Origin of the sequence: Achromobacter spanius, from assembly GCF_002812705.1 — a bacterium.
Classification (GTDB): Bacteria; Pseudomonadota; Gammaproteobacteria; order Burkholderiales; family Burkholderiaceae_B; genus Achromobacter; species Achromobacter spanius.
Genome location: NZ_CP025030.1, coordinates 4915460 through 4934021 on the forward strand (window position 1 = coordinate 4915460; position 18562 = coordinate 4934021).

14 protein-coding genes are annotated in these 18562 nt (G+C 64.5%); 9 read left to right on the top strand and 5 right to left on the bottom strand.

What is annotated here, in order from left to right:
- Positions 1–16: 16 nt before the first annotated feature.
- From dapD to CVS48_RS22210, 8 genes are all read left to right on the top strand, one after another.
- Complete coding sequence (gene dapD, locus CVS48_RS22175; protein ID WP_100856316.1) at positions 17–838, top strand: 2,3,4,5-tetrahydropyridine-2,6-dicarboxylate N-succinyltransferase; 822 nt, start codon at positions 17–19, stop codon at positions 836–838.
- Positions 838–1977: a succinyl-diaminopimelate desuccinylase gene (gene dapE, locus CVS48_RS22180; protein WP_100856317.1), complete on the top strand. Its 1140-nt coding sequence runs from the start codon at positions 838–840 to the stop codon at positions 1975–1977. The genes dapD and dapE overlap by 1 nt, the downstream gene beginning before the upstream one ends.
- 88 nt (positions 1978–2065) lie before the next feature.
- Complete coding sequence (prmB, locus tag CVS48_RS22185; protein ID WP_100856318.1) at positions 2066–2962, top strand: 50S ribosomal protein L3 N(5)-glutamine methyltransferase; 897 nt, start codon at positions 2066–2068, stop codon at positions 2960–2962.
- On the top strand, positions 2959–4893 hold the full coding sequence (locus tag CVS48_RS22190) for an ABC-F family ATP-binding cassette domain-containing protein (RefSeq protein ID WP_100856319.1): 1935 nt from the start codon (positions 2959–2961) through the stop codon (positions 4891–4893). The genes prmB and CVS48_RS22190 overlap by 4 nt, the downstream gene beginning before the upstream one ends.
- 136 nt (positions 4894–5029) lie before the next feature.
- A complete protein-coding gene (locus CVS48_RS22195; protein WP_100856320.1) occupies positions 5030–5518 on the top strand; it encodes an RNA polymerase sigma factor in 489 nt (162 codons plus the stop codon).
- A gap of 13 nt (positions 5519–5531) precedes the next feature.
- A complete protein-coding gene (locus CVS48_RS22200) occupies positions 5532–6458 on the top strand; it encodes a FecR family protein (RefSeq protein WP_100856321.1) in 927 nt (308 codons plus the stop codon).
- Between the two features lie 178 nt (positions 6459–6636).
- Positions 6637–9270, top strand: coding sequence for a TonB-dependent receptor (locus CVS48_RS22205; protein ID WP_100856322.1), 2634 nt, complete (start codon positions 6637–6639; stop codon positions 9268–9270).
- Positions 9270–10508, top strand: a complete 1239-nt coding sequence (locus CVS48_RS22210; protein ID WP_419191429.1) for a cytochrome-c peroxidase — start codon at positions 9270–9272, stop codon at positions 10506–10508. The genes CVS48_RS22205 and CVS48_RS22210 overlap by 1 nt, the downstream gene beginning before the upstream one ends.
- 65 nt (positions 10509–10573) lie before the next feature.
- Here CVS48_RS22210 and CVS48_RS22215 read toward each other — a convergent pair whose 3' ends face one another.
- Genes CVS48_RS22215 through CVS48_RS22225 form a run of 3 tightly spaced genes read right to left on the bottom strand, consistent with a single transcriptional unit; the run spans position 10574 to position 14381 of the window.
- Positions 10574–10879 (bottom strand): chorismate mutase, encoded by a 306-nt coding sequence (locus tag CVS48_RS22215; RefSeq protein WP_100856323.1) that lies wholly within the window; start codon positions 10877–10879, stop codon positions 10574–10576.
- A 2-nt stretch (positions 10880–10881) separates the two neighbouring features.
- Positions 10882–13176 carry a UvrD-helicase domain-containing protein gene (locus CVS48_RS22220; protein ID WP_100856324.1) on the bottom strand — a complete coding sequence of 765 codons (2295 nt, stop codon included), beginning with the start codon at positions 13174–13176 and terminating at the stop codon, positions 10882–10884.
- Positions 13173–14381, bottom strand: coding sequence for a DesA family fatty acid desaturase (locus CVS48_RS22225; RefSeq protein ID WP_100856325.1), 1209 nt, complete (start codon positions 14379–14381; stop codon positions 13173–13175). Before CVS48_RS22225 ends, CVS48_RS22220 begins: the two co-directional genes overlap by 4 nt.
- Positions 14382–14766: 385 nt before the next feature.
- On the opposite strand from CVS48_RS22225, the gene CVS48_RS22230 reads away from it, so the two are divergent.
- The gene (locus CVS48_RS22230; RefSeq protein WP_100856326.1) at positions 14767–15162 is read left to right on the top strand and encodes a hypothetical protein; all 396 of its coding nucleotides are present in this window, start codon (positions 14767–14769) and stop codon (positions 15160–15162) included.
- 25 nt (positions 15163–15187) lie between these two features.
- Here CVS48_RS22230 and CVS48_RS22235 read toward each other — a convergent pair whose 3' ends face one another.
- Both CVS48_RS22235 and purN read right to left on the bottom strand, forming a co-directional pair.
- On the bottom strand, positions 15188–16645 hold the full coding sequence (locus tag CVS48_RS22235) for an RsmB/NOP family class I SAM-dependent RNA methyltransferase (RefSeq protein ID WP_100857802.1): 1458 nt from the start codon (positions 16643–16645) through the stop codon (positions 15188–15190).
- Positions 16646–17864: 1219 nt separating this feature from the next.
- A complete protein-coding gene (purN, locus tag CVS48_RS22240) occupies positions 17865–18530 on the bottom strand; it encodes a phosphoribosylglycinamide formyltransferase (protein WP_100856327.1) in 666 nt (221 codons plus the stop codon).
- Positions 18531–18562: the final 32 nt, after the last annotated feature.

The window sequence follows — 18562 nt, forward strand, 5'->3', positions numbered from 1 at the left end:
TAAAAGCTGAGCCGCTATGACTCTCGACCTGCAGACCACCATCGAAAAAGCCTGGGACGACCGGGCCAACCTGACGCCCGCCGACGCCAGCGCCGAGGTGCGCGAAGCGGTGGAACACACCATTGACGGGCTGGATCTGGGCCGCCTGCGCGTAGCTGAAAAAATCAACGACGACTGGGTTGTGCACCAGTGGATCAAGAAGGCCGTGCTGCTGTCGTTTCGCCTGAGCGACAACGCCATCATGGGCGAGGCCCCGCTGCAGTTCTACGACAAGGTGCCGCTCAAGTTCTCGGAATACGGCGACAACGCCTTCAAGCAAGGCGGCTACCGCGTGGTGCCGCCCGCCGTCGCACGCCGCGGCGCCTTCATCGGCCGCAACGTGGTGCTGATGCCGTCCTACGTGAACATCGGCGCCTACGTCGACGAAGGCACCATGGTCGACACCTGGGCCACCGTCGGTTCGTGCGCCCAGATCGGCAAGAACGTCCACCTGTCGGGCGGTGTGGGCATCGGCGGCGTGCTGGAGCCGCTGCAAGCCAACCCCACCATCATTGAAGACAACTGCTTCATCGGCGCCCGCTCGGAAGTCGTTGAAGGCGTGGTCGTGGAAGAAAACTCGGTGCTGGCCATGGGCGTGTTCCTGTCGCAAAGCACCAAGATTTATGACCGCGCCACGGGCAAGATCATGTACGGCCGCGTGCCCTCGGGTTCGGTCGTTGTTCCCGGCTCGCTGCCGTCGGCCGATGGCTCGCACAGCCTGGCTTGCGCCGTCATCGTCAAGCGTGTCGACGCGCAAACGCGCGCCAAGACCAGCATCAATGATCTGCTGAGGGCGTAATGAGCACGTCTGCCGTACTGGATCTGGTCAAGGACCTGATCGCCCGTCCGTCGGTCACGCCGGCGGATGAAGATTGCCAGGCGGCGCTTGCCGCCCGGCTGGAGCGCATCGGCTTCACGTGCGAAACCATCGCACAAGGCGGCGTCACCAATCTGTGGGCCCGGCGCGGCAGCGCCGCGCCGTTGACCGTGTTTGCCGGTCACACGGATGTGGTGCCTCCGGGTCCGCGCGAAAAGTGGGATAGCGACCCGTTCGTACCCACCGAACGCGACGGCTGGCTGTACGGACGTGGGGCGGCCGACATGAAAAGCTCGATTGCCGCCTTCGTGGTGGCGGCCGAGGAATTCGTGGCGGCCCACCCCCAGCATGACGGTTCGATCGCGCTGTTGATCACGTCGGACGAAGAAGGTCCGTCCATCGACGGTACCGCCATCGTTTGCGACGCCCTGAAGGCGCGCGGCGAAAAGCTGGATTACTGCATCGTGGGCGAGCCGACTTCCGGCGATGTGCTGGGCGACACCTGCAAGAACGGCCGCCGTGGCTCCTTGTCGGGCAAGTTGACGGTAAAGGGCATCCAGGGCCACGTGGCCTACCCGCACCTGGCACGCAACCCGGTGCACCAGTTGGCGCCGGCGCTGGCCGAGATCGTCAACATCGAATGGGACCAGGGCAACGAGTACTTCCCGCCCACGACGTTCCAGGTGTCGAACCTGAACTCGGGCACGGGCGCCACCAACGTGGTGCCGGGTGAAGCCGTTGCGCTGTTCAACTTCCGCTTTTCAACGGCCAGCACGCCGGAAAGCCTGAAGGCGCGCGTGCATGCGGTGCTGGACAAGCACGGTCTGGAATATGACCTGGACTGGGATTTGGGCGGCGAGCCGTTCCTGACCCCGCGCGGCTCGTTGACGGATGCGCTGGTGCAGGCGATTCACGCTGAAACCGGCGTCACCGCCGAACTGTCCACCACTGGTGGCACGTCCGACGGCCGCTTCATCGCCAAGATCTGTCCGCAAGTGATTGAGTTCGGTCCCGGCAACGCCACGATCCACAAGGTCAACGAACGCGTTGAAGTGGCCTCGCTGGAGCCGCTGAAGAACATCTATCGGCGCACGCTGGAAAACCTGCTGTTGCCCAAGTAAAACGCCGCTACGCGGACGCTCTGCCCCCCTTCAGAGGGGGGTGTTTTTTCCCGGTTCGGCACGCTGAATCGGGAACAAAAGGCCTGTTATGTATCAATCCGCCCGCCAAGAATTGCACACCCTGCGCGACCTCATCCGCTACGGGGTGTCGCGCCTGAATGGCGCCCAGGTGGCGCTGGGACACGGCAGCGACAACGCCTGGGACGAGGCGGTCTACCTGACGCTGCACGCCCTGCACCTGCCGCTGGACACGCTGGAACCGTTCCTGGATGCCCGTGTCGTCCGAGAAGAACGCGACCGCGTGCTGGACCTGCTGGAACGCCGCGTCACCGAGCGCGTGCCCGCCGCCTACCTCACCAACGAGGCTTGGCTGCGCGGTCACCGCTTTTATGTGGACAAGCGCGTCATCGTGCCGCGCTCGCCCATCGCCGAACTGCTGGACCAAGGGCTCTCGCCCTGGGTGCAGGACGCAACCGCCGTGGAAAACGTGCTGGACATGTGCACCGGTTCGGGCTGCCTGGCCATCCTGTCGGCCATGGCCTTCCCCTACGCCCATGTGGATGCGGTGGATGTGTCGGCCGACGCGCTGCAAGTGGCCCGCCGCAATGTAGATGACTACGGTCTGCAAGACCGGCTGGACCTGCACGAAAGCAATCTGTTCGACGCCCTGCCCGCGCGCCAGTACGACGTCATCATCTGCAATCCACCTTATGTGAACAGCGGCTCCATGGATGTGCTGCCGCAGGAATACCGCCACGAACCGCATCTGGCGCTGGCCGGCGGCGAGGACGGCATGGACCTCGTGCGGCGCATTCTGGCGGCGGCCCCCCAGTACCTCACGCCCGACGGCGTGATCGTGCTGGAGATCGGCCACGAGCGCGACTTCTTCGAAGCCGCCTTTCCGCAGTTGTCGCCCGTGTGGCTGGATACGGAAGAAGCGTCGGACCAGCTTCTGCTGCTTACCCGAGAGCAACTCAGCCTGTGATACGCGCTACTGGATTGACCCTGCGCCGTGGCACGAAAGTGCTGCTGGATAGCGCTGAATTTGTCGTGCACCCGGGCGAGCGCGTTGGCATCGTTGGCAAGAACGGCGCGGGCAAGTCCTCGCTGTTCGCGCTGCTGACCGGCGCGCTGGACCTGGACGCCGGCACGGTGAACCTGCCCGCGGGATGGCGTATCGCCAGCGTCAAGCAGGAACTGGACGCCGACGACCGCCCTGCCCGCGAATTCGTCATTGACGGCGACACGCACCTGCGCGAATTGCAGGCGCGCCGCGCTGAACTCACGGACGACCAAGGCACGCAGATCGCCGAAGTGGAAGCCGCGCTGATCGAAGCGGGCGCCTGGAGCGCCGCCTCGCGTGCCGAGCAGTTGCTGGCCGGCCTGGGTTTCAAGCCCAGCGAATGGATGCTGCCGGTCGAGAGTTTCTCGGGCGGCTGGCGCATGCGCCTGGCCTTGGCCAGCGCTCTGATGGCGCCGTCCGAATTGCTGTTGCTGGACGAACCCACCAACCACCTGGATCTGGACGCAATGCTGTGGCTGGAGAAATGGCTGGGCGCCTATCCGGGCACCGTCATGCTGATCTCGCACGACACCGAGTTCCTGGACGCGGTGGCCAAGTCCATCCTGCATTTCGACCACGCCAAACTGGTGCGGTATCGCGGCGGCTATGGCGACTTCCTGACGCAACGCGCCGAGCGCCTGCGCCAGACCAACATTGCCTACGAACGCCAGACCCGCGAAACCGCGCGCCTGCAAGGATTCATCGACCGCTTCAAGGCCAAGGCGTCCAAGGCCAAGCAGGCGCAAAGCCGCGTCAAGGCGCTGGCGCGCATGCAGGTGCTGGCGCCGCTACATGCGGAAGCGGGCATCGACATCCGCATCCCCTCGCCCGACCAAGTGCCGGACCCGCTGCTGACCCTGGAGCACCTGTCCGCCGGCTACACCGACGCGGCGGGCAATGCCATTCCCATCCTGCGCGACGTCACCTTGATGGTGCGCGCGGGCAGCCGTGTGGGCGTGCTGGGCGCCAATGGCGCGGGCAAGAGTACGCTGATCAAGACCCTGGCGGAAGAAATTCCCGTGCAAGCTGGCGAACGCCGCGCCTCGCGCGGCTTGGCCATCGGCTACTTTCACCAGCATCAGCTGGACATGCTGGACGTGGACAGCACGCCTATCGCCCATCTGGCGCGCCTGGCGCCGGAAACGCGCGAACAGGAACTACGCAATTACCTGGGCGGTTTCGGCTTTTCCGGCGACACCGTCACCAGCAAGGTCGGCCCGATGTCAGGCGGCGAAAAGGCGCGCCTGGCGTTGTCCCTGATCGTCTGGCAAAAGCCCAACCTGTTGCTGCTGGACGAACCCAGCAACCACTTGGACGTGGAAACCCGCGAGGCCCTGGCTGCCGCGCTGGCCGACTTCGGCGGCAGCATGCTGCTGGTGTCACACGACCGGCACCTGCTGCGCACCACCGTGGACAGCTTCTGGATCGTCGCGGACGGCGCGGTGCGCGAGTTCGATGGCGACCTTGAAGACTATCGGGATTGGCTGGCTGCGCGCAATGCCGGCGAACGCGCGGAAGCCGCGCGCGAAAGCGCCGAAGGCAGCGAACCCGTTGTAGACCGCAAGGCGCAACGCCGGGCCGAGGCCGAACAACGCCAACGCCTGTCAGCACTGCGCAAGCCACTGGAATCGAAGCTGGCCAAGGTCGAGGCCGAGATGGAAAAACTGCGCACCAAGCTGCACGCGCTGGACGCCATCATCGCCGACGCGGACCTGTATTCCGATGCGCGCCGCGCGGAACGCCAGAAGGTCATGGCCGAGCACGGTGAACACGGCAAGCGCATGGACGAGCTCGAAGAGCAATGGCTTGAGATCCAGGGTTCCCTGGAAGAAATCGACCAAAGCGAAGCCTGACGAGGGGCTTGGAAGATGCACCTGGGTGGCGGCTTTGCACGCCGCCCACGCCCCTCTGCTTCAACTATTAATAATAAGCATTATCATTTATACTTCGTCCCGAATTTGACTCCTACTGGCGCCGGACGCCAGCAACATGTCGACCCTTACGGACGTATTTCTCCGCCACTACCGCGAACTGCTGGGCTTTCTGTCGATGCGCACAGGCTCGCGCGATGTGGCCCAGGACTGCGCACAAGACACGTGGATCAAGCTGGCGGAATTCAACGACCGCACCCGCCCGGACAATGACCGCGCGTACGTATTCCGGGTCGCCGCCAACATCGCCACCGACTGGCACCGCCGCCGCACACGCGAACTGACGGCCACCGCGGACTACGCCGCCGCCCTGCCCGTCGCCTATGCCGCCGACACCTTCGACGTTGCCTCTGCCCATCAGATCTTGCGGCGCCTGGAAGCCGCCCTGCTCGCCCAGCCCCGCCGCAGCCTGGACGTCTTCGTTCTGCATCGCCACGAAGGGCTGACTTATCGGGCCATTGCGGAGCGTTTCGGGATATCGATCAGCGCGGTGGAAAAGCACATGATGCGCATCCTGCTGGCCTGCGACGTGGCGTTGGCCGACTGATGATGGCCGACTGATGGCGACGTCCCGCATCCGTCCCGCCGACCCCGTGGAAGAAGCGTCACGCTGGGTCATCCGGCAAAGCGGCCAGCGCCTGGACGATGCCGAGCATGCGGCGTTTGAAGCTTGGTATCGGGCGGATGCGCGGCACGCGGCCGCCTATGAGCGCTTGTCGCGGCTGTGGCGGCGCATGGGTGAAATTGATCGAGGCAAGCTCAGCAAGCGCCCCGCGCGCAAGCTGCGGGCAACCGCAATGCTGGCGCTGCTGACGGCGGCGTTCGCGGGCTGGTTCGGGTCAAGCAGCCCGACGCAGCAGGCCGATTATGTGGCCGGCGCCGGCATCTTGGCGCTGACGCTGCCGGACGGTTCAAGCGTCGTGCTGGACGCGCACAGCGCGCTGGCGCTGGACTACACCGACGGCCGGCGCCAGGTTCGCTTGCTGGCGGGCCGCGCGCAGTTCGAGCCCGCGCCACGGCAAAACGGCATGGCTTCGTTCTCGGTCCTCACCCGCGACGCCTCGGCCACGGCGCTTGGCACGCGCTTCACTGTGGATCTGCAAGACGACGGCACCCGCGTTGCGGTGCAAGCGCATCAGGTGGCGGTGCATTGCCTGCCTTGCTTTGAAGACCAAAGCGTGACCTTGTCGGCGGGCGAAGCCGTTGACGTATCCGAAGCGGGTATCAAACGCAGCGCCGAAGCGGGTACGGCATCGCCCGGCTGGACGCGCGGGCTGTTGAGCTTTGACGACGCCCCCTTGGAGACCGCGGCGCAGGCGCTGGCCCGCTACAGCGGCAAACACATCATGGTGATGGGCGATGCCGCCCGGGCACAGCGCGTGTCGGGCACCGCCAATGTGGCCAATGCCCGCCGCGCGCTGGAATTGCTGTTGGCGCAGACGTCTGTGCGCGTGACGGATTTGCCGGGCTTGCTGATCTTGCGTTGACGGCGCCCCGGCCGCGCGCCCGAAGCCGAAGCCGCACCAGCCCCAGGACCGGCGTCCATGTCCACGTCCGCACACAATCGGTAAATGAGAATCGATATAAATTATTCATCACGTTTTTGATGAGGGGTTTGGGCAGTGCCGACGTCCTACGGCTGACATTACTGCTTAGGACTTACGCATGGCTTCCCGCTTTTTCCTCTGCCGCCTGCCCTCGGGCACGGCCGCCGCGGCCACCTTGAGCATGGCGCTGACCTTGGTGCACCCTGCGCTGGCGCAGACGCGCGCCACCGCTGTCACGTTCGACATTCCGGCCCAGGCCCTGGGTTCAGCGCTGCTCGCGCTGGGCCAGCAGGCCAACCTGGAAGTGTCATTCGTGCCGGCGGCAGTCGCGGGTAAATCGGCGCCGGCATTGCACGGCACCTTGTCGCCACTGGACGCGCTGGACCAGTTGCTGCGCGGCTCGGGACTTGCCCTGCGCAATGACGGCCCGGGCCGCTACGTGATCTACGTCGACAAGACCAACCAGTTTTCAGCGCTGCGGCTGGACGCGGTGAAGGTCTATGGCGAACACAGCGACGAGCGCGTCTACACGCAGGAAGAAATCGCCACCACGCCTACGGCTAACCAGGACTTGAGCTCGCTTGTGGCCACCCACCCCGCCGTGCGAACGAACGCGACGGCCAATGGCTCAACGAACCGCGGCTCGATGAATGTGGAAGACATTTCCTTCCACGGGTCCAGCCCGTATCAAAACCTGTTCCAGATCGACGGCATGGACGCCACCAACCGCGTTGATCCCGCCAGTAAAAACCTGAACCTTCAGATCGGCAATATTCCCAGCAATTCGCAGTCGTACTTCGTGGACACAAACCTGCTGGGCGAAGTGCGCGTGATGGACAGCTTCGTGCCGGTCGAGTATGGCCGCTTCACGGGCGGAGTGGTCGATGCGCGGCTGCGCCGGCCGTCCGGTGAAAACCATCTGCAACTGGACTACCGCTGGAACACGTCAAAAATGACGCAGCAGAAGATCGCCGAAGGCGATGAAAAAGGCTGGGGCCAGGGTAAGCCGGGCTTTTCGCCGGTATGGAAGAAGCGCTTTTACACCGCCATTGGCGACATCGCCATCAACGACAAAACCGGCGCGGTGCTCAGCATGTCGCGACGCGAATCCAGCATCCGGCGCTGGAACATGGGCGTGGACGCCGACCAGCCCACGCAAGGCGAAGACAACTACACCGACCGCATCGACAACTTCCTGGGCAAGGTCACCGTGCGTGCCACGGCGGACACCATATCCGACCTGACCCTGAAATACAGCGACCGCCGCGAAACGCTGGCAAGCGACACGTTCCGCAACACGCAATGGGACAACACGCACGCCGCGCGCGGTATCGGCTGGAACCTGGATCACGCTTTCCAGGGCGGGCGCGCGTCGGTGCAGGCGGGTTGGGACAATGCGCTTAGCAACCGCTCATCAGAGGCCACCGAGCTGGTCACACACAAGTTTCCCTCCATTCCCCAATTCACCGCGGGCGGCTACGGCAAGGAACAAAAGGAACAGGACACCTGGACCTTGAAAGGCCGGATAGACCTGGACCCGATGCGCACAGGCGCCTTCACGCACACGCCCTATGTGGGTGTGGACGTGCAACGCGTGGCGGTGAACTTCGAGCGGTTCAGCGATTCGTATTCCTATATTGCAAACCACCTGTCCAACGGCGGCGAACGTCAAACAAGCAAGGTGCACTACCTTCAAGGCACCGTCGCAACGAAGTACAACACCGCATCCGTCTACGTGTCGGACCGTGTCGAACTGGGCCGCGTCGCCTTCACCGGTGCGCTACGCGCCGACCGTGAAACCTTCCTGGACAACACCAACCTGTCGCCGCGAACGCGGCTGGACTGGGACGCTTTCGGCGACGGCAATACGGTGATCAGCGGCGGCTGGGCCCGCTATTACGGTTCCGACGTGCTGAACATTGCGCTGGAAGAACGAATCAACACCCTGCGGCGTCAGGTGCTGGACCGCAACGGCAAGCCCGTAGCCGATGGCTCCAAGCCCTACTACGTGTCTTATGAAGGATTGCGTACCCCCTACGACGACGAATGGGCGCTGTCGGTCAGGCAGCGCATGGGCGGCATGGAAGGCGTGGCCGCCTACGTACACCGCAACGGACGCGACCAGGTGAGCAAGTCAGGCAACAGCATCCAGGGCTATCGCTACCTGAACGACGGCAAGTCCACCACCGACACCATCAGCCTGACGCTGCGCACGCTGGAACCGTGGCGTCTCATGGACACGCGCTGGACGGCGCGTGCCGACTGGAGCTATCAGAAGCGCCGCGTCAACGCCGACCTGGTTGAAGGCTATGAGGGCGGCGCGCGAGACCCGGATGAGTACATTCTTTACGACGGCGAGCGCATGCGCGCCATCGACCTGCCGCCAACGACATTCCATCAGCCGCAGAAGGCCTCGTTGAGCCTGACCGGCATCTGGCCCAAGGCCGGGCTCACGTGGGACAACAGCGTCCAGTGGCGCAGCTCGCGGATGTCATCGATTTACGTGGGCTTTGGCCCGCGCCCGGAATCGCTGCAAAGCTACCGCAGCGCCCGGCTGGCCTCGTACTGGACCTGGGACACGCGCCTGATTTGGGAACCCACTTTCGCGCGCAACGTCGCCTTCACCGTGGACGTGCTGAACGTCTTGAACAAGACCCCGGCCATTACCGCCAGCAACCCGAATCTGTCGACCAACCGCAGCACCTACCAGGTAGGCCGCGAGATCTGGGTACAAGCGAGTTACCGCTTCTGATGCGCGGTGTGCCTATTCGCCGTGGCCTATTGGGCGCGGCGCTCCTTTTCGTCATGGCCTGCGGCGCGGCCGCGCGGGCCGAGCCGGCTGCGGTTTGTGTCAACGATGGCGAATGGGACGGCGCCTGCCTGCGCGCACGATACGCCGGCCCGCCCGGCGATTGGCCCGCGCCGGACATTGACGCCGGCATCACGTGGACCGAATGGGCCACCGTGCCGCCGCCCAGCGCACCGCCAACATCATGGCTGGCAACTAATGCAGACCAAGCGCAGTTGGCGCAAGACATTCAAAAGCCGGAAGTCGTGGCCTTGGGGCAGATGCTGTTCTTCGACGCGCATCTGTCCCGCAAAGGCCAGGTGTCTTGTGCTTCCTGCCATCAACCGCAACGCGCCTTCACGGATGGCCGTCCGCTGGCAATCGGCGAAGACCGCCTGATGGGCCGGCGACGTTCACCGCCGCTGTTGGCGGCGCCTTTCGCGCCGAGCCTCTTCTGGGATGGACGCGCCACATCCCTGAAAACGCAGGTGCTGGGGCCGGTGCAGGACAGCCGCGAGATGAATCATGACCTGGGGGATGCCATTGCCCGCCTGCGGAACCTGCCGCCATATCCCGCGCAGTTTCTGAAGGCATTCGGACCGGCTGTCGGAATCGAGGGAATGGCAGTAGACACCGCGGCGGTCGATACCGCGGCGGTCGACACCGCGGCGGTCGATACCGCGGCGGTCGACACCGACCGGCTGGCCCGCGCGCTCGCCGCTTTCGTCGCGACGATCCGCCCGCAAACCACCCGCTTCGATGCGTTTCTGAATGGCCAGCGCGATGCCCTGGACGACCGCGAACTGTTGGGCATGCATCTGTTCCGCACGCAGGCGCGATGCATGAATTGCCATAACGGCCCACTGCTGACGGACCATCAATTCCATAACATCGGGCTGTCGTTCTATGGCCGCCGCAATCAGGACCTGGGCCGATTCGAGGTGACGCGCAACCCCGCCGATCTTGGCACGTTCCGCACGCCCAGCCTTCGCAATGTCTCGCAAGCCGGGCCTTGGATGCACAACGGTCTGTTCACGGATTTGAAGGGCTTGCTGCGCATGTACAACGCGGGCATGGGTCGGGACCCGGCGCTGGCCGACGCGCCTGACACCTACGCGCCGCGCAAGTCCGAACACATCCGGCCGCTGGATCTCAGCGCGGACGACATCGACGCCCTCTTGGCGTTTTTGAAAGTCTTGTAGGGAAGGAGAAAGCGGCGTCCCGGGCGCTTGCACGACGCAAGCTCGGGAACGCCGCTGGCCTGCCGTTACGAGTACGGCCGCTCGCGCAGGCGGGTGTGGTTATCGATCACGGTGTCGATCACTTCACGCAGAATGGTTTCGGCCAGGGCAGGCGGCACGCCCGCTTCTTCGGCCAAACGGCGGATGCGCTCGACCTGCTGGGATTCCCTGACGGGATCTAACAGATCCATGCCGTGGTTGGTCTTCAATTCGCCAAGCATGTCCGTGCAGCGAAAGCGCACGCCGAGCAGCAGCATGATTTGCTGGTCGATCTCATCGATCTCGGCACGCAGCGACGCCAGCTCGGCTTTTGGGGACTCATTGGTGGCCATGTTTAACCCTGAACAATATCAAGCTTCGCGATGCCCAGCGCCAAGGTCTTGGCGCCCACATCGCGAAACTGGATTTCTGCCTGGGCGTCCTGACCGGCGCCGCTCAAGCCAATAATCGTGCCATCGCCAAACCGCGCGTGGTGCACGCCCTGACCCACACGATACTGCTTGTCGCCCACCGTGACACCGCTTGCAATGCCACGAGGTTGACGCGGCGCAATGGTATTGGTGGCCTTGCGGCCAAATGCGTCGCCGCGATTGCCGCCGCCCCAACCCGCGCCCGTGCTGCTGAGCGGCGCCAGGCCAGCCTTGGGGGACAGCCACTTCAGATGCTCTTCGGGAATCTCGTCCAGAAAGCGCGAGCGCATGGCGTAGCGCGTCTGGCCATGCAGCATCCGGCTTTGCGCCAGGCTGATGTACAGACGCTGCCGGGCGCGCGTGATCGCCACATACATCAGGCGGCGCTCTTCTTCCAAGCCAGACTGTTCCAGGATGCTGTTCTCGTGCGGGAACAGCCCCTCTTCCAGGCCGGTGATGAAGACCGCGTCAAATTCCAGCCCCTTGGCGGCATGCACCGTCATGAGCTGGACGGCGTCCTGGCCTTGCTGGGCCTGGTTGTCGCCGGCTTCCAGCGCGGCGTGCGACAGGAAGCCCGCAAGCGGGGTCAAGCCGTCGGACGCCACGATGGGCGCGTCGACCACGCCGGGCATCAGCGTCGACGAGGCGGCCTGCTCGGGCACCACGCCGGCAGGCATGCCGTCATAGTTTTCTTCCGACGCGAACACGGCAGCCGCCGTGATCAGTTCGTTCAAGTTTTCCAGCCGCTCGGCGCCTTCGCGTTCCGCCTTGTAATGGGCGTTCAGGCCGCTGGTCTCAAGCATGTGCTCAACCATTTCCGGCAGCGGAAGGTCGCGCGTTTCTTCGATCAGACGATGGATCAGTTGGGCAAACTGGGCCAGGTTGGACCCGCCCTTGCCGCCCACCAGCGCCACCGCGCCGTACAGGCTGGTGTCGTGCGCGCGGGCCGCGTCGGCCAGTTGCTCCAGCGTACGCGCACCAATACCGCGCGTCGGGAAATTGACGACGCGCATCCACGAGGTGTCGTCGTGCGGGTTGGCCATCAAGCGCAAATATGCCAGCGCGTGCTTGATTTCCTGGCGTTCGAAGAAGCGCAGGCCGCCATACACCTTGTACGGAATGCCGGCCGAGAAGATGGCGTGCTCGATCACGCGGGATTGCGCGTTACTGCGGTAGAGCACGGCGATCTCGCGGCGCAGGCTGCCGTCATGGATGAGCGAACGGATTTCGTCCACGATCCATTGGGCTTCCATGCCGTCGGAAGGCTGTTCGATGACACGCACCGGTTCGCCTTCGCCCTGGTCCGTCCACAGGTTCTTGCCCAGGCGGCCGCTGTTGTGGCCGATGAGTGCGTTGGCGGAATCCAGAATGTGGCCGAACGAACGGTAGTTCTGTTCCAGGCGGATCACGGTGCCGTGCGCGTAGTCGCGCTCGAAGTCGGACATGTTGCCGACGTTCGCGCCGCGAAAGGCGTAGATGGACTGGTCGTCGTCGCCCACGGCGAACATCGCCGCGCCACCGCCGGCCAGCAGGCGCAGCCACTTGTATTGCAGCGTGTTGGTGTCCTGGAACTCGTCCACCAGGATGTGGCGGAAGCGGCGCTGGTAATGCTCGCGTACCGGCGCATTGCGCGACAGCAGTTCATAGGCGCGCAGCAGCAGCTCGGCGAAGTCGACCACGCCTTCGCGCTGGCACTGAGCTTCGTAAAGCTGATAGATCTCGATCAGGCGGCGGCGATGGGCGTCGTAGGCCTCGACGTCTTGCGGACGAAGGCCTTCTTCCTTGGCGCCGTTGATGAAGCGCTGCACGTCACGCGGCGGATACTTTTCGTCGTCGACGCCATTGGCCTTCATCAGGCGCTTGATGGCGGCAAGCTGGTCGGTGACATCCAGGATCTGGAAGCTCTGCGGCAAGCCGGCGTCGCGGTGATGCGCGCGCAGCATGCGGTTGCACAGGCCGTGAAAAGTGCCGATCCACAAGCCGCGCGTATCAATCGGCAAAATCGCCGACATACGCGCCAGCATTTCGCGGGCGGCCTTATTGGTGAACGTGACTGCCAGCAGCCCAAAAGGCGAGGCCTGGCCGGTTTGAATCAGCCAGGCCATGCGGGTAGTGAGTACCCGGGTCTTCCCGCTGCCCGCCCCGGCCAAGACCAGGGCGTGCTGCGGTTCTAACGTTACTGCGGCGCGTTGTTCAGGGTTGAGCTTCTCTAGCATCATGCCGCGTAGCGGCGCAGATGTTGAGCGAATTGCTCGAGCCCGGCGATGCCGCTTTGCTGGGCGCGCTGGCACCAGGCCTGCAGGTCATGAAGAAGCTGTTCGCTGCTGGCGCTGGAGCTTTCCCAGATGCGGCCGAGTTCACGACGCATTTGCACCAGCGTCGACAGCGACTTGTTCTGGGCAATGGCGCTGTCCACGGCAGCCAGGGTTTCCGGCTGGAGGATGTCCTCGTTGCGGTGGAGGGCACTACGCACCTGACGCAGCTTGTTATAGCCGCAATCCGCGTTGCCTTCCTGGCGCGAGGCCTTCAACTTGTTCATTTCTTCGCGAGCGGCGCTCTTGATCACGTCCGCATAGCGGGCCATGACTTCGTAGCGGTGCGTGATCACGCCTTGCAGCGTGCGCAGGTCGATGCCGGTGCGGGTGTCGTCCAGCTTCAGCTTGGGCGCAACCTTCTTGATCTTGGCCAGGCCAAAGAACTTCAGGATGTTGATGTAGGCCCAACCGATGTCGAATTCGTACCACTTGGCCGAAAACTTGGCCGACGTGCCGTGGGCGTGGTGGTTGTTATGCAGTTCTTCGCCGCCAATCACGATGCCCCAGGGGAACACGTTGGTGCTGGTGTCCGGACTGTTGTAGTTGCGGTAGCCCCAGTAGTGGCCGATACCGTTGACGACGCCGGCTGCCCAAAAGGGAATCCAGGCCATCTGCACCGCCCACACCGTGACGCCGACAGCGCCGAACAGGGCGACGTCGATGGCAAGCATGGACAACACGCCCCACAAGCTGTGCTTGCTGTAGACGTTGCGTTCGAGCCAGTCGTCAGGCGTGCCGTGGCCGAACTTGGCCATGGTTTCCTTGTTGTTCGATTCTTCGCGGTACAGCTCCGCACCGCGGAACAGCACCTTCCAGATGCCGAACAGCATGGGCGAGTGAGGATCGCCTTCCTTTTCGCACTTGGCGTGGTGCTTGCGGTGAATGGCAACCCATTCCTTGGTGACCATGCCGGTCGTCATCCAGAGCCAGAAGCGGAAAAAATGCATGACGGCTGGATGAAGATCCAGACCGCGGTGCGCTTGGCTGCGATGGAGGAAGACGGTGACCGCAACAATCGTGATGTGCGTCACGACCAAGGTGAAAACGACAATCTGCCACCAAGTGGCTTGGGTCAGACCGCCGGCAATGAAGGAGAGGATGTAATCCATAAAGCTGTTATGAGCCTCGCTTGTTAAGTGCCTGAAGTTTAGCTTACCTTTGCCGTCTTATGACAAGGTAGTTTCAAAATAGTTTTTGAGCGAAATCAAGGACTAAGCCCTGATTTTAGAGCAAAAAAAAGCCACGCTCGCGATCACTTCGGGCAGATCGCGAGGCTAGCCTTGCGGACATGCGGCGCTTTGGGCCGGCTACCCCTGGTAGTTGGGGGTATTCGCAAAGACACCTGGTTTTGGCCATATCCCGCAATTAAAGTTCCTGTCAGCGAGGGGGCTGGGGGAGTAAGGGGCTTCTGCCGCGATTGTTTTTCCCAAGACACACGCACCGGGCAAAATTTCACCCCTAAAATGCCCACGAACTGTCTCATTTGCCCCACTGATGTCACGAACAAAAACCCGTCCCTTATTGTTTTCGGCCCTCGCCTTCCTTGCGCTGGCGCTACACGCCCCCGCATCCGCCCAGTCGATGAAGTCGGGCGACGTGGCCGTGTTGGCGTCGTACTACGAAATTCGAGGGTCGGACTGCCTGGCGCTGCGGGCACCGTACGTGGTGATCACGGAAAAGCCGCGCCTGGGCAAGGCCAGCATCGTGCAGACTCGCGGGCAATCCAGCGATTCCGGCCGCTGCGCCTATAAGTCGGTAGCCGTATCCCAGGTGGTCTATATCGCCGACCAGCCAGGCTCGGATACCCTGGCCTGGCAGGTGAAATACCAGAACAAGACCTTGGGCACCCGCCGTTACAGCGCCACCATAGGCGTCACGCCGGCCAAATAGCCGGCGCGCGCCACACCGGGAGGTATCAGGCCGGCTTGCCTGGCGCGTCGGTATCGGCCTCGGTGGCAGCCTCGGTGTTGGCCTCTGCAGCGGCCACGGGTTCCGCCACCGGTTTGACCTCAGCCGCTTCTGCGTCGACCGGCGTGACGTCGACCCCGGTTTCCGCCAGCACGTCCTGGCCGTCGTCTTCCGCCAGGTCAGCGTCAGCCGCTACGCCTTCCGCTGCCGGCTCCGATGCCGCGCCCTTCTTTTTGCGCTCGAACACCGCCGCGAAAAAGCCGTCGGTGCCATGCACATCGGGACGCAATTGCAGATACGGGCCTTCCAGCTTCAGCGTTTCGCAGCGCGAGGCCAGAATTTCGGCGGCATCCAGGCGTTCGAAATCGGGGTGGTTGGCCAGGAAACGTTCGGCCTGCACTTCGTTTTCTTCCGCCAACAGGCTGCAGGTGGCATAGACCAGACGTCCGCCCGGCGCCACGCAGCGCGCGGCGCTGTTCAGGATGCGCTCTTGCAACTGCCCCAATTCGGCCAGCGCCTGCGGGTGCTGGCGCCACTTCAGGTCAGGATTGCGGCGCAAGGTGCCGATGCCGCTGCACGGCGCATCGACCAGCACGCGCTGGGCCTTGCCGGCCAGGCGCTTCACGCGGGAATCGTTTTCGCTGTCGATCACGACAGGCACCACGTTTGACAAGCCGCTACGCGCGAAACGGGGCTTGGCGCGCGCCAGGCGGGCGGCCGAGACGTCGAAGGCGTAGAGGCGGCCGGTGGAGCGCATCAGCGCGCCCAGCAGCAGGGTCTTGCCACCGGCGCCCGCGCAGAAATCGATGATCATTTCGCCACGGCGCGGCGCGACCAGCAGCGCCAGCAACTGGCTGCCTTCGTCCTGCACTTCGATGCTGCCGTTTTCGAATTGCGGCCAGCGGTTGATGGCCGGGCGCCCTTCCATGCGGATGCCCCACGGCGAATACGGCATGGCCACGGGTTCGTAGCGGCCGGCGCTTTGCTGCAGCTCGGTCAACATGGCGTCGCGTTCGACCTTGAGGGGATTCACGCGCAGGTCCAGGCTGGCCTGACGGTTCAGCGCTTCGACGAGGGTGTCCGGGCTGTCCATCAGCGCCAGACGCTCGTCCAGCCAATCGGGAATGCTGCCGCGAATGGCACGCGGCAAGGTTGCCAGGTCAATCTGCGACACGCGTTTGAGCCATTCGGCTTCGGCGGCGTCCATGCCCTCTTCCAGCGCCTCGGCGCCCAGCGTCGCGTTCAAGCCCAGAATGGCCAGGCGACGCGATGCGGGACCCACGCCGCTTTCGCCGAACTGGCGATAACGGCGCAGATGGCGCAGCACGTCATAGACGGCCTCGGCTACCTCGGAGCGATCGCGCGCGCCCAGGTTGGGGTGGTGACGCAGCCAGTGCGACAACGCGGCATCGGCCGGATAGGTCCATTGCAGGATTTCGCCCAAGACGCGCTGGACCTGGTCGATGCGGATGGCCGCATAGGACTGGCGGGGACGATTGAACTGCGGCTTTGGCGCGCCTTGTTCGCGGCTGCCCTGATCACGACTGCCCTGATAGGCGTCGCCACCACGCTGGCCGGCATATTGGCCGCGTTCGCCACGGTCGTCGCCGCGCGGGCCGTCATAGGACGGACGCGAATCCGAACGGTCCTGGCTTTCACGGCGATCCGAAGCATAGGAACCACGTTCACCGCCACGGTTTTCACCACGCGGGGCGTTGCCGTACGACGGACGCGAATCCGGACGGCCCCCGCCTTCACGGCGCTCCGAACCATAGGAGCCACGGTCACCGCCACGGCTCTCGCCACGCGGGGCGTTGCCGTACGACGGACGCGATTCCGGACGGCCGGCGCCTTCGCGGCGATCGGAACCATAGGAGCCGCGCTCACCGCCACGGCTTTCACCGCGCGGGGCGTTGCCGTACGACGGACGCGAATCGGAACGGCCTGCGCCTTCACGGCGATCCGAACCATAGGAACCGCGCTCACCGCCACGGTTTTCACCACGCGGGGCGTTGCCGTATGACGGGCGCGAATCCGGACGGCCGGCACCTTCGCGGCGCTCCGAACCGTAGGAACCGCGTTCACCGCCACGGCTTTCGCCGCGCGGGGCGTTGCCATACGACGGACGCGAATCCGGGCGGCCCGAGCCTTCACGGCGCTCTGAGCCATAGGAAGCACGTTCACCGCCACGGTTCTCGCCACGCGGGCCATTACCGTATGACGGACGCGAATCCGGTCGGCCCTGACCTTGACCCTGGCCTTGTACCTGGCCGCCACGGCGCTCCGAACCGTAGGAACCACGCTCGCCGCCACGGCTTTCACCGCGCGGGGCGTCGTAGGACGGACGGGGCGCGGGGCGTCCCTGGCCTTGGCCTTCGCGGCGGTCGCCGCCGAAGCCGCCGCGTTCGCCACGGCTTTCGCCGCGCGGGGCGTCGAACGACGGACGGGGTGCCGGGCGGCCGGCATCGCGGCTGGGGCGCTCTTCACGCCCCCGTTCGGCGCGCTCGCGCACCGGTGCCTCGCGGGCTTCGCCCTTGGGACGCGAAAAAAAGGACCGACCGTCGCGCCCTTCGGAGGCGGCCCTCGGGGAGCCTGCCGGACGAGAACGCGGAGATTGGGGTTTAGTCATGGTGTGTTCCAGTGGGGCGGAGGAGTTCCGCCCGATAAAAGCGATTCAGGGCCGCTCAGGCAGCCGGCGACCAGGTGAAAAGGCGTGCGGGATCCCCCTGCACGTCCACCCGGTGGTCGTTTGTCAGGGTAACCCGGCCTTCAGCCAACCAACGCACGGCGGCCGGAAAAGCCTGATGTTCCACGGCCAGCACGCGGTTGGCCAGCAGTTCCGGCGTATCCCCCGCCAGAACCGGCACACAGCCCTGGGCAATGATGGGGCCGTGGTCCAGGACCGGGGTCACGAAATGCACGGTGCAGCCATGCACGCGCACGCCGGTCGCCAAGGCTTGGGCGTGCGTATGCAGGCCAGGGAATGCCGGCAACAGCGATGGGTGGATATTGACCAGGCGGCCGGCGTAATGGTTGACGAAGCCAGGCGTCAGTACGCGCATGAAACCGGCCAGAATGACGTAATCAGGCGCATAGCGATCGATTTCGGCGGCCAGGGCGGCATCGAAGGCCTCGCGGCTGGGGTAGTCCTTGTGATACAGCGCCGCAGTGGGAATGCCTTGGGCGGCGGCCCACTCCAGGCCGCCGGCGTCCGGCCGGCTGGCGATGACGGCGGCGATATCGGCCGGCCAGCCCTGGTTGCGGCAGGCTTCGGCCAGCGCCTGCATGTTGCTGCCCCGCCCCGAAATCAGGATGACAAGGCGGCGCTTGGAAAGTTGTGTGTCCGGCAAGATAAAGAATCCAATAATTACCCCCACGCGCC

Coding starts and splice junctions, on each gene's coding strand:
- CVS48_RS22200 (WP_100856321.1), top strand. CDS start 5,532: ATGGCGACGTCCCGCATCCGTCCCGCCGACCCCGTGGAAGAAGCGTCA.
- CVS48_RS22225 (WP_100856325.1), bottom strand. CDS start 14,381: ATGGATTACATCCTCTCCTTCATTGCCGGCGGTCTGACCCAAGCCACT.
- CVS48_RS22195 (WP_100856320.1), top strand. CDS start 5,030: ATGTCGACCCTTACGGACGTATTTCTCCGCCACTACCGCGAACTGCTG.
- CVS48_RS22230 (WP_100856326.1), top strand. CDS start 14,767: ATGTCACGAACAAAAACCCGTCCCTTATTGTTTTCGGCCCTCGCCTTC.
- prmB (WP_100856318.1), top strand. CDS start 2,066: ATGTATCAATCCGCCCGCCAAGAATTGCACACCCTGCGCGACCTCATC.
- CVS48_RS22205 (WP_100856322.1), top strand. CDS start 6,637: ATGGCTTCCCGCTTTTTCCTCTGCCGCCTGCCCTCGGGCACGGCCGCC.
- dapD (WP_100856316.1), top strand. CDS start 17: ATGACTCTCGACCTGCAGACCACCATCGAAAAAGCCTGGGACGACCGG.
- CVS48_RS22215 (WP_100856323.1), bottom strand. CDS start 10,879: ATGGCCACCAATGAGTCCCCAAAAGCCGAGCTGGCGTCGCTGCGTGCC.
- dapE (WP_100856317.1), top strand. CDS start 838: ATGAGCACGTCTGCCGTACTGGATCTGGTCAAGGACCTGATCGCCCGT.
- CVS48_RS22210 (WP_419191429.1), top strand. CDS start 9,270: ATGCGCGGTGTGCCTATTCGCCGTGGCCTATTGGGCGCGGCGCTCCTT.
- CVS48_RS22220 (WP_100856324.1), bottom strand. CDS start 13,176: ATGATGCTAGAGAAGCTCAACCCTGAACAACGCGCCGCAGTAACGTTA.